This window comes from Curtobacterium sp. MCLR17_051, from assembly GCF_003234395.1.
Taxonomy (GTDB): Bacteria; Actinomycetota; Actinomycetes; order Actinomycetales; family Microbacteriaceae; genus Curtobacterium; species Curtobacterium flaccumfaciens.
On record NZ_QKTA01000029.1, the window covers coordinates 18,864 to 28,862 of the forward strand.

General features: G+C 72.7%; 10 protein-coding genes. 6 read left to right on the forward strand and 4 right to left on the reverse strand.

The annotated features are described in order from the left end of the window. Positions 1-14: 14 nt before the first annotated feature. Positions 15-1,610, reverse strand: a complete 1,596-nt coding sequence (locus DEJ06_RS17260) for a hypothetical protein (RefSeq protein WP_111040136.1) — start codon at positions 1,608-1,610, stop codon at positions 15-17. An 80-nt stretch (positions 1,611-1,690) separates the two neighbouring features. On the opposite strand from DEJ06_RS17260, the gene DEJ06_RS17265 reads away from it, so the two are divergent. After that, a complete protein-coding gene (locus DEJ06_RS17265; RefSeq protein ID WP_111040137.1) occupies positions 1,691-2,452 on the forward strand; it encodes an SDR family NAD(P)-dependent oxidoreductase in 762 nt (253 codons plus the stop codon). 164 nt (positions 2,453-2,616) lie between these two features. Here DEJ06_RS17265 and DEJ06_RS17270 read toward each other — a convergent pair whose 3' ends face one another. Together DEJ06_RS17270 and DEJ06_RS17275 are read right to left on the reverse strand one after the other, a co-directional pair. After that, positions 2,617-3,573, reverse strand: a complete 957-nt coding sequence (locus tag DEJ06_RS17270; RefSeq protein ID WP_258372538.1) for a DUF1648 domain-containing protein — start codon at positions 3,571-3,573, stop codon at positions 2,617-2,619. Then, complete coding sequence (locus DEJ06_RS17275) at positions 3,570-3,920, reverse strand: GntR family transcriptional regulator (protein ID WP_111040139.1); 351 nt, start codon at positions 3,918-3,920, stop codon at positions 3,570-3,572. Before DEJ06_RS17275 ends, DEJ06_RS17270 begins: the two co-directional genes overlap by 4 nt. Positions 3,921-4,042: 122 nt before the next feature. On the opposite strand from DEJ06_RS17275, the gene DEJ06_RS17280 reads away from it, so the two are divergent. Further along, on the forward strand, positions 4,043-4,237 hold the full coding sequence (locus DEJ06_RS17280) for a hypothetical protein (protein ID WP_071406076.1): 195 nt from the start codon (positions 4,043-4,045) through the stop codon (positions 4,235-4,237). An 85-nt stretch (positions 4,238-4,322) separates the two neighbouring features. Then, the gene (locus tag DEJ06_RS17285; protein WP_111040140.1) at positions 4,323-4,838 is read left to right on the forward strand and encodes a hypothetical protein; all 516 of its coding nucleotides are present in this window, start codon (positions 4,323-4,325) and stop codon (positions 4,836-4,838) included. Here DEJ06_RS17285 and DEJ06_RS17290 read toward each other — a convergent pair. Continuing rightward, positions 4,790-6,283, reverse strand: a complete 1,494-nt coding sequence (locus DEJ06_RS17290) for a PLP-dependent aminotransferase family protein (protein ID WP_111040141.1) — start codon at positions 6,281-6,283, stop codon at positions 4,790-4,792. The two genes, DEJ06_RS17285 and DEJ06_RS17290, sit on opposite strands and share 49 nt — an antisense overlap. A gap of 21 nt (positions 6,284-6,304) precedes the next feature. Between DEJ06_RS17290 and DEJ06_RS17295 the strand changes: the two genes are divergently transcribed. From DEJ06_RS17295 to rlmN, 3 genes are all read left to right on the forward strand, one after another. Then, positions 6,305-7,054, forward strand: coding sequence for a pyridoxamine 5'-phosphate oxidase family protein (locus tag DEJ06_RS17295; RefSeq protein WP_111040142.1), 750 nt, complete (start codon positions 6,305-6,307; stop codon positions 7,052-7,054). Between the two features lie 182 nt (positions 7,055-7,236). Next, the gene (locus DEJ06_RS17300; RefSeq protein WP_084741318.1) at positions 7,237-8,190 is read left to right on the forward strand and encodes a C40 family peptidase; all 954 of its coding nucleotides are present in this window, start codon (positions 7,237-7,239) and stop codon (positions 8,188-8,190) included. A 93-nt stretch (positions 8,191-8,283) separates the two neighbouring features. Further along, complete coding sequence (gene rlmN / locus DEJ06_RS17305; protein WP_017885785.1) at positions 8,284-9,516, forward strand: 23S rRNA (adenine(2503)-C(2))-methyltransferase RlmN; 1,233 nt, start codon at positions 8,284-8,286, stop codon at positions 9,514-9,516. Positions 9,517-9,999: the final 483 nt, after the last annotated feature.

Here is a 9,999-nt window from a genome sequence, read left to right on the forward strand (position 1 = left end):
ACCGCGCCGACCCGTCAGCGCGCCCGGACCGGAACGCCCCGCCGACCCCCTTCCGGCGGGGCGTTCCCCGTGCCGTCGGCGGCCATGAACCCGCGCGGCCCCCACGCCTCCGCCAGCGTGATCGAGGCCACGCCCGGCACCGTCAGCGCCCGCACCGCGTCGACGAACCACCGCGCGGCGGCCGGCGTGTGCTGCGCCGGGTCCGTCGCGTCCGGAACGGTCTCCGGCCCGTACCCGTGCTCGACGGTCGCGTCCGTCTCGACCCGGGTCGGCGCCGTCGCCACCGCGTTGAACCGTGGCCGCAGCGTCACCGGTCCGACGTGCAGCGCCCTGCCGGCGGCCAGCCTGGAGGCGCTGCTCACCACCCAGCGCTGCATCCGGATCGATTCGGTCACCTGTTCGGGCGACCGGTCGTGCATCTGCGGCGTCACGCTGCAGGTCAGGGGGCCGTCCCAACCCGAGAACACCGCGATCGACCGGTTCAGCTCGGTGAAGTGGGCCCGGGTACCGGCGACGACCTCCAGCGCGCCGACCGCTGCCACCGCTTCGCGCAGTGCCCGCTGCAGCGCCGGCGTCGTCACGTGGGACACCGGGTCGAACGCCCCGACGCGAGCCACCGGCCCGCCCGCGAGCACCGCGTCGATCGCCGCGCGCAGCAGCACCGGTTCGTCGGTGACGAACCGGACGTCCAGGGGAGCGCCACCCGCGTCCCGCCGGGCCGAGGCGAGCACCGCCTCGACGTTCGGTGCCCCGAGGACCGGTTCGACCAGGATCGGGAATCCGCGGAGCAGGTCGGCGTCGTCCGGGCGCGCAGCGACCGGTGCCGAACCCGCGAGCAGCTGGAGCGTCGGCGACGGCGTGACCACGGCACCGGGACCCGGCCCGTCGAGCGCCGCGAGGTCCGGGGCGGGGGAGGCTGCGCCTCCCGACCGGGCGCCCGGGGCACCTGCCGGACTGACCGCCGTCGCGCGCAGGGTGAGCCCCTGCCGGACCGTCGTCCCCGGCGTGATCGCGACCGGGAACGGCTCGGCGAGTGGCGTCGAGTACGTCTTGAACGAGGCGTCGGTCCAGTTCCGCTGGTCCTCGGTCTCGAACACGTTGCCGGTCAGGTCGAGCGACAGCGCGGTCGCGCCCACCGACCAGTCGAGCCCGGCGACGTCGACGGCCGGCTGGTGCGGCGCGATCCAGAACGGGAACGCCGTCGCGGTGGTGGCACCGGACGGATGCCGCACCGTGAGCGGCTGCCCGGCCAGGGTCGGCGGGTGCAGGACGACGAGCCCGACGCGGTTGCGGCGGAAGGCCCGCGCGACCGTCCCGACCGCGGCGACCCGCAGGGTGTCGGCGTCGAGCGTGACCTCGAGGACGGTGCGCACGACCTCGACGCCGTCGTACCGTGCGCTGGTCTCGAGGCGGATTCGGCCCTCGTCGCCGTCCACCGTCCGTGTCGAGACCGTGTCGTCGGCGGTGCGCCAGTCGTGGTCGCGGACGACGAACCGGACGGCGCGCAGGACGAGCGCGCCCCGGAACGTGACATCGGCGAGTTCGGCTCCGCGCAGTGCCAGACGCCAGGGCCCGACGGACACGATCTCGTCGTTCGACGTCGCAGTCATGGTGCATGCCTAGCACCGGTCAACCGGTTGGGCAATGATGGGGGTGACGGAGCAGCGCTGCTCCGAGGACGGAGTCCCACATGACCGCACGACTCGACGGCCGGACCGCACTCGTCACGGGAGCGGGGTCCGGCATCGGCCGCGCGATCGCCGACCGCTTCGTGGCCGAGGGGGCCACCGTCGTCTACGCCGACCGCGACGCCGACGCGGCCGCCGGTGCCGCCGCCGCAGCCGGCCCGGCCGCAATCGGCCTGACGATGGACATCGCCGACGAGGCGAGCGTGGCCGCGGGGTTCGCCGACCTGGCCGAGCGTGGTGCGCGCCCCGACGTGGTGGTCGCGAACGCCGGTGTGCAGCTGTTCGGCCACGACGCGAAGGTCGCCGACCTGTCGCTCGAGACCTGGGACCGCACGGTCGCGGTCAACCTCACCGGCACGTTCCTGACGATCAAGCACGCCGTCCGGGCGATGCTCGCGAGCGGCACCGGCGGGTCGGTCATCGCCACCGGGTCGCCCACCGGCCTGAACGGCGAGGGCGCCGACTTCGCGGCGTACTCCTCGACCAAGGGCGGCATCCACGCACTCGTCCGGGCGACCGCGATGGCCTACGCGCGGGACGGCATCCGGGTGAACACGGTCGTGCCGGGCTACACCGAGACCGGCCTCGTGTCGGCGATCTCCGGCGACCCCGAGGCCCGTGCGGCGATCGTCGCCCGCACCCCGCTCGGTCGCCCGGGCACCCCCGACGACGTCACCGGCATCATGGTCTACCTGGCCAGCCAGGAGTCGTCCTACGCCACCGGGGCGGAGTTCCGCGTCGACGGTGGCATGACGAGCCTCTGACCCGGCGCACGGCCCGCCCGTCCTGCGAAAGCGACAGTGTTCCACCGAACGTTCGCGGCACACTGTCGCCCTGACGGGACCGTCGCCGCAGCGATGACGAGGTCTGTCGCTTCCGCGGACAGGTCCCGCCCGCCACACCGCCCTGGAGGCCCGGTGCGGCCCCGTCAGGCCGTCTCGCGCCCGGCGAGCAGCGCGCCCAGGGCCGCGGCACCGCCCGCAGCGTCGGGCACGGTCACCATCCGCGCCTGCCCGCCGCGGAGCCGCGCGACCAGCCCCGGCCCGGACCGCACGACGTAGGCGACGCCGCGGCCCGAGATCCGGTACCCCCAGCCGCCCCACTGGCCCGGGGACACCTGCTCCCACCCGCACGACTCGATGCGCTCCAGCGGGACGCGCATGAGGGGGATCCTCGTCCAGGTGGACGTGAGCCGCATGCCGCGACGGTCGACGGTGAGCTCCACCCGCGCCAGCACCAGCACAGCGAGTCCCGCGAGCACCATCGCCAGTCCGGAGACGACCGCCGTCGTCAGCCCGGCCGATGCTGTCCAGACGGCGGTGCCGACGCCGAGCAGCACGACGAGCGCCCCGAGCACCGCGAACCACCGGCTGCCGACGCGTGCGCGCCAGGCGACGCGGGTGTCGGGTCCGACCGTCAGAGGAGCGACCTCGTGGGCCGGCACGGGTGCAGCGACCCGGAACAGTGCGAGCACAGGGACGGCGGCGACCACCACGGCGACGAGCAGGAACGGAACCGTCCACCAGGGGGACAAGGTGCCGTCGCCGGCCGTGTTCGTCCACGCGAGCACGACCCAGGCCGAGCCGAGGGTCCCGGCCAGCAGGTTCGTGACGAGCAGCACCGTGGCTGCCGTCCGCCTGTCGCGCCAGTGCAGCGCGGAGAACGCGAGTACGACGGCCACCAGTGCCACCGCCAGGGTGACCCAGAAGGCCGTCCACGGTGACCCCCAACCGTCCGCGGTGCCGTCCGTCCGGAAGTGGATCGCGATCCGTGCGGGCATGGTGGGTGCCGCCAGGACCGCGGTGAGCACCAGTCCCACCGCGACCAGGAGCCCTGGTGTCGTCACGGCCAGCCGTGTGCCCGTGGTCATCGGTCGAGTCGTCATCGTGCCCCCTTGATCATCGTGAACAGGTCGTCGAGCGAGACGCCCAGGGTGTCCGCCTGGTCACGCAGCTCGTCGACGAGCGTGCGCAACCGGTCGAACGAGGCGTTGCCCGATCGCAGGACCGTCGCGCCGCGGCCGCGCCGCAACTCGATCAGTCCGTCGTCCTGCAGCTGCGCGTAGGCGCGCAGGACGGTGTGCATGTTGACGTCGACCGAGGCGGCGAGGTCCCGCGCAGCGGGCAGCCGCTCGCCGTTCCGGAGCTCGCCCCGGGCGATCGCATGGCGGATCTGGGTGGCGACCTGCTCTGCCAGGGTCGCTCGCGCCTGCGGGTCGACGGTGATCAACATGTTCGCATTCTATGCGAACAATCCGGCATCGCACCAGGGTTTATCCACCCGTTCGGAACCCGTTTGGCCGCGGAACGCAGCACGTGGTTCCGCGGCTCCCGGCACGCGTACCGTCCGTCGCGATGACCGAATCACCCACCACCACCGCCCCGTCGAACTACGAGTCCGCCGACGGTGTGGACCCCCTGCACGTCACCACCTACCGACAGGTCCGCAAGGCCGCCCGCCGCGGACACGCGCTGCCCGGTGACGCCGGAGAACCCTCGCTCGCCGACCTCGTGAACGCCCGGAAGAACGGCACCGCCGACTCCCGCTGACGCAAGCTCACGATCCGGTCTCGGCGAGGTCTCGATCGGGACACGACGAAGCGAACGGCACCACGGCGCTGCCACGATGTCGTCCATGGTCTCCTTCCGGTCCGCACTGCCCCTCGTCGTCGTGAGCGCGGTCCTCGTGTCCGGCTCGCTCGCCGGTTGCTCGGCCGGCGCTGACGCAGCGGCGCGGTCGACGTCGACCCCGAAGCCGACCTCGGAGACCTCGGACGCCCAGCCCGTGCGCGGTGCGACGGACCCGATGGAAGAGGACCGGACTGCTGCGGCGATCTGCGGCCAGATCAGTGCGCTGACGACGATCTCGCTGAACGCGACGGTCGGCCGCAGCCAGGGCGACCTCTCCGAGGCGCAGTACCAGGCACTGATCGCGGCGGAACGCTTCGGCTACGAGCACCTGTCGAGCAGCGACGAGGAGCTCGACGACGCGATCGACTACGCGCACGAGTACCTCGACGCGCACCCCGCACCGAAGTCCGGGCCGGCGCTCGAGATGACTCCCGAGTGGGAACTCGTCGGCCGCACCCTGAACACCGCGTGTCAGCGGGCCGGGTCGAACGTCGTGGGCACCGCCCAGTACGGCGGCTGACGACCCGGATCAGGCCCCGTGACCGCCGTCACCAGGGCGTCGAGCGCGCGGTCGAGCTCTGGCATCGTCACGGCGCCGTAGCCGAAGACGATGCCCGGCAGCGTGCTGCCGGGTGCGAGCCCGTACTCCTCGAGCGACGCCACGACCACCCCGGCGTCCGCCAGCCGACGCGCGATCTCCGCCCCGGTGGTCGGACCCGACCACGTGACCACCGCGTGCAGTCCGCCGTTCAGGGCACGGGCCTCCAGGCCGGCGACGTAGCCGAGCCGAGTCGCGATCCGGGCCCGGCGGTGCGTGTAGTCGCGTCGCACCCGACCCAGGTGTCGCCGCAGCGCACCCGTCCGCAGCAGGTGCACGAGCGCGGCCTGCACCGGTTCGGCGACGACCGCGCCACGAGCCCGACGCGCGGCGAGCACCGCCTCCGTCACCGGGGAGCCCGTCGCTGCGACCGTCGGCAGCACGACGTACGCACACCGCAGCCGGGGGTCGAGCGTCTTCGAGAAGCCGCCGACGTGCAGCACCACACCCTCGGCGTCGAGTGCGGCCAGCGCGGGCACGGGCGCGCCGCGGTGCCGGAACTCGGAGTCGTAGTCGTCCTCCACCACCACGGTGCCGGTGGCGGCTGCCCAGGTGAGGAGCCGCCGGCGTCGGGCGACGGGCATCACCGACCCGAGCGGGTACTGGTGGGTCGGGCTGACCAGGACGGCGTCGACCGGTCCGGCGGCCTCGAGCGCGTCGAGGTCGAGGCCGTCCTCGCCGACCGGGACGCCCACCAGGGACCCGCCCGCGCTCGTGACCGCACGGTGTCCGGTGCGGTAGCCGGGGTCCTCGACGGCGACGACGGGAGCGCGACCCAGCAGCCCCCGCATCGCCTCGGTGACGAGTGACATTGCCTCCGAGGTCCCCGCGGTCACGAGCACCCGGTCGACCGACGCCGTGAACCCGCGGGTCAGGCCGAGCTGGGCGACGACCTGTGCGCGCAGGTCGGGGGAGCCGAGCGGGTCCGCGATCGCGTTCCGGAGCGGGGCCGACGCCGCTGCGTGCCAGGCTGCTCGCCAGTCCCGCTGCGGGATGGCGGTGACGGCGGGGATGCCGGGACGGCAGTCGATGAGCGAGGACGTCAGGGCCGGAGCGTCCGGATCGGGGGAGCGGGCGCCGACCGAAGCCGGCGTCATGCCCGCGTCCACCGTCACACTCGCCGCGACCCGAGCGAGGGCACCGTGCCGCGTCCGCAGGTACCCCTCGCCGTCGAGCTGCTCGTACGCCGCGACGACGGTGCCCCGGGCCACCCCGAGCTCCGCCGCCAGCGCCCGCGTCGAGGGCAGCGCATCGCCCTCGCGCAGGGTGCCGTCGTGCACCATCCTGCGCACCCGTGCCACCACCTCGGACACCTTGCTCGACTGGTCCACTGAGATCGCCCCGATCTGGTCCAGGCACCGGACCACTGGTGACCCTAGCGTGACGACATGACCACCTCGAGCCCCGAACCAGAACCGAGCATCGACGGCCCCTCGCTCCGCGTCCGGCGCCTGCGCGACCGCCAGTCCGACGACCCCGCCGTCCTGCACGCGATCCTCGTCGAGGCCCATCTCGCCCACGTCGGCATCGTCCGCGGCGGCCACCCCGTCGTCCTGCCGTTCCTCTGCGCCGTCGGGGACCTCGGGGACGGCCCCGTCCTGCTGCTGCACGGCTCGACCGGTGGCGGTCTGTTCCTCGACGCCGGGGCCGAGGGCGTCCCGGTCGCCGCCACCGTCACCCACCTGGACGGCCTCGTCTTCGCACGCTCCACCAACGACAGCTCGGCGAACTACCGCAGCGCGATGATCGCCGGGCGCGCGACCGTGGTGCCGGCCGACCTCCGCGCCGAAGCCCTCTGGCAGGTGGCCGACCACCTCATGCCGGGCCGCCGAGCCGAGGTGCGCGAGATGACCGCGAAGGAGGTCCGCGCCACCCAGGTCCTCCAGCTGCCCCTCGACCGCGCGAGCGTCAAGGTCCGAGCCCACGGTGTCGGCGAGGACCCGGCCGACGGCGAGGACCACTCCGTCTGGGCGGGCGTCCTGCCACTCGCGGTGCGCGCCGGTGTCCCGATCCCGGGGGACATCTCGGGGGACAGCCCGGTGGACGCGTCCGTCGTCGCGCTGTCGGCTCGCCTCGACCGCCTGGCGGCCGACCGGGAGGCCCGGATCGCCGCCGCCATGCGGGTCACGCCGGTCTGAGCCCGGGTCCACCGCCGCGGCCTGGCTCCGGAACGCCCGTGCGCGCCGTCGGAGTGGCCTGCGCGCGGTGCTCGTTCCTGTGACCAGCTGCAGGAACACTCCGGCGCTGCCCAGCTGCGAGCACCGTCGTGACCAATACGTTACTTTCCGGACCGCCGAGTGGTCCCGACCCGGAAGGACCCATGGGACGCCACACCCTGCCTGCAGCAGCCGACGACCGTCAGCCCGCGCGAACGCACACGCACCCCGCGGTCGACCCCGCGCCGCTGACGCCGGACACGCAGCAGTCCCGTCCCCGTGGTCGCCGCTCGGCCCTCGGTCCCGCGGCCGCCCGCTCCACCTTCGTCGAGCACCCGAAGCCGGCCCGGACCGTGCGGATGCAGCCGCGTCCCGCCCCCGTCGCCTCGTCGGCCGGCAGTGCGGTGCTGAGCCGGACCGCCACCCTGCGGGCCGAGCGCGCCGTCGACCCGCGGCACATCCGTCGTTCCGCCAACGCGAAGCGTGCCGCGATCCTGCTCGCCCCCGCGATCGCGGTGACCTCGAGCCTGACGCTCGCCCTGCCCGCGAACGCCGACACCCTGCCCGCGGACACCCGCTCGGGCACGACCACGGCGCAGGCCGCTCAGACCTTCACCGTGGCGCACGACGTCCAGGTTCCGGTTGTCTCCACCGACGGCATGACCACGACGACGACGATCGTGTCGTACCCGACGCTCGACCTCCGCTTCGGGGTGACGACCGCGCAGGCACAGTCCGCGTTGTCCGCCGCACTCTCGGCCGGCGGCGACCGGGCCACGATCGTGCAGACCGCCCTGCAGTACATGGGGGACCCGTACGTCGAGGGCGGCGCGAGCCACGCGGGCATCGACTGCTCCGGGCTCACGATGGTCGCGTACCAGGCGGTGGGGATCCAGCTCGTGCACTACGTGCCGACGCAGGACGCCGTCGCCACCACGATCCCCGAGTCCGAGGCACTGCCGGGCGACCTCGTCGTGTACGACGACGAGGACCACGTCGGCCTGTACCTCGGCCAGGGACTCGTCCTGCAGGCACCGCACCCGGGCGAGGTCGTCGACATCGTCCCGATGTACTCGGCGGCGCACCACTTCGCGCGCGTCCTGCCCGCCGGCAGCTGACCCGACCAGCCGTGGTGCGGCCCTGGTGGTGACCAGCAGGACCACCCGGACGGGGCGTCCCCACCGATCACGGGCCTCCCGTATCCTGGAGTGATGGCTTCCGACACCCGCACCCCGTTCGAACAGCAGCAGTCTGCTCGTCCGCAGGTGCGCCCGCGCACCGAGGGCTGGAAGCAGGCCACCGACACAGACGGTCGCCCGCTGCTGCAGTTCGCGTCCCCGAAGCGTGGCAAGCCGCCCGTGCACCTGGCCGACCTGACGGCCGAGGAACGCGAGGCCCGCGTGAAGGAACTCGGCCTGCCCGGGTTCCGCGCCAAGCAGCTCGCGACCCACTACTTCCAGCACTACACGTCCGACCCGGCCAAGATGACCGACCTGCCCGCCGCCCAGCGGGAGCAGCTCGTCGCCGGGATGCTGCCGCCGCTCCTCACCGAGACCCGGCGGCTGGCGACGGACAACGGCGACACGATCAAGTTCCTCTGGAAGCTGCACGATGGCGCCCTGGTCGAGTCGGTCCTCATGCGCTACCCGGGCCGCATCACCCTGTGCGTCTCGTCCCAGGCCGGGTGCGGGATGAACTGCCCGTTCTGCGCCACCGGTCAGGCGGGGCTGACCCGCAACATGTCCACTGCCGAGATCATCGAGCAGATCGTCCGGGCCAACGCCGCGATCGCCGCCGGTGAGCTCGGGGGTGATCCCCGCAAGGGCGGCAACGACCGCGTCGACGCCGAGCGCGTGACGAACATCGTGTTCATGGGCATGGGGGAGCCGCTCGCGAACTACAAGCGGGTGATGGACGCCGTGCGGTTGATGGTCGCACCGCAGCCGAACGGTCTCGGCATGAGTGCCCGCGGCATCACGGTGTCGACCGTCGGACTGGTGCCGGCGATGATCAAGCTCGCGGACGAAGGGATCCCGCTCACGTTCGCGCTGTCCCTGCACGCACCCGACGACGAGCTCCGCGACGAGCTCATCCCGGTGAACTCGCGCTGGAAGGCCGACGAGGCGATCGACGCCGCCCACAACTACTACGTGAAGACGGGCCGTCGTGTCTCGATCGAGTACGCGCTCATCAAGGACATGAACGACCACGCCTGGCGAGCGGACCTGCTCGCCGAGAAGCTCAACAAGCGCGGCAAGGGCTGGGTGCACGTCAACCCGATCCCGCTCAACCCGACGCCGGGCTCCGTGTGGACCTCGTCCGAGGTGCACGTGCAGGACGAGTTCGTCCGCCGCCTCAACGCCGCCGGCATCCCGACGACCCTGCGCGACACCCGCGGCAAGGAGATCGACGGGGCGTGCGGGCAGTTGGCAGCGGCCGAGTAGGTCGGTCCTGTTCGTTCAGTCGGGAGGCACGGTGCGGGTTCGCACCGTGCCTTCCGTCGTTCCCGGGGTCGCGACCACCCCCGTCGATCCCCGGAAACCCGGGGGACACGTGCCGTTCACCCAACTGCGACACGCCCGGGAGGGACGACGGTTGGCAGGGCCCCCGGGGCGTGTGTAAAGTAATCACTCGTTGCCGCTGAGGCGGAGAACGGAACGGCCGAGACGGTCACAGGGTGCAAGCCCTGGATGCGCAGTCCGGACGGGGTCCCGCTCAGGCAACATCCCCCCGAGGAAGTCGAAGTGATTCGACGTGTCTGACGGTGGAACAAGACGAATGCCTCTCTGGCGGAACCTTTCGTGGGTCGAGCGGGGAGTGCGTCTGGTCCTTGAGAACTCAACAGCGTGCACATTGTCAATGCCAATTTATTGATTGACCTCGTGCCTGGTCGGCTTGCTGACTGGGTCATGAAGCAATTCCTTTTG

Coding starts and splice junctions, on each gene's coding strand:
- DEJ06_RS17260 (WP_111040136.1), bottom strand. CDS start 1,610: ATGACTGCGACGTCGAACGACGAGATCGTGTCCGTCGGGCCCTGGCGT.
- DEJ06_RS17265 (WP_111040137.1), top strand. CDS start 1,691: ATGACCGCACGACTCGACGGCCGGACCGCACTCGTCACGGGAGCGGGG.
- DEJ06_RS17270 (WP_258372538.1), bottom strand. CDS start 3,573: ATGACGACTCGACCGATGACCACGGGCACACGGCTGGCCGTGACGACA.
- DEJ06_RS17275 (WP_111040139.1), bottom strand. CDS start 3,920: ATGTTGATCACCGTCGACCCGCAGGCGCGAGCGACCCTGGCAGAGCAG.
- DEJ06_RS17280 (WP_071406076.1), top strand. CDS start 4,043: ATGACCGAATCACCCACCACCACCGCCCCGTCGAACTACGAGTCCGCC.
- DEJ06_RS17285 (WP_111040140.1), top strand. CDS start 4,323: ATGGTCTCCTTCCGGTCCGCACTGCCCCTCGTCGTCGTGAGCGCGGTC.
- DEJ06_RS17295 (WP_111040142.1), top strand. CDS start 6,305: ATGACCACCTCGAGCCCCGAACCAGAACCGAGCATCGACGGCCCCTCG.
- DEJ06_RS17300 (WP_084741318.1), top strand. CDS start 7,237: ATGGGACGCCACACCCTGCCTGCAGCAGCCGACGACCGTCAGCCCGCG.
- rlmN (WP_017885785.1), top strand. CDS start 8,284: ATGGCTTCCGACACCCGCACCCCGTTCGAACAGCAGCAGTCTGCTCGT.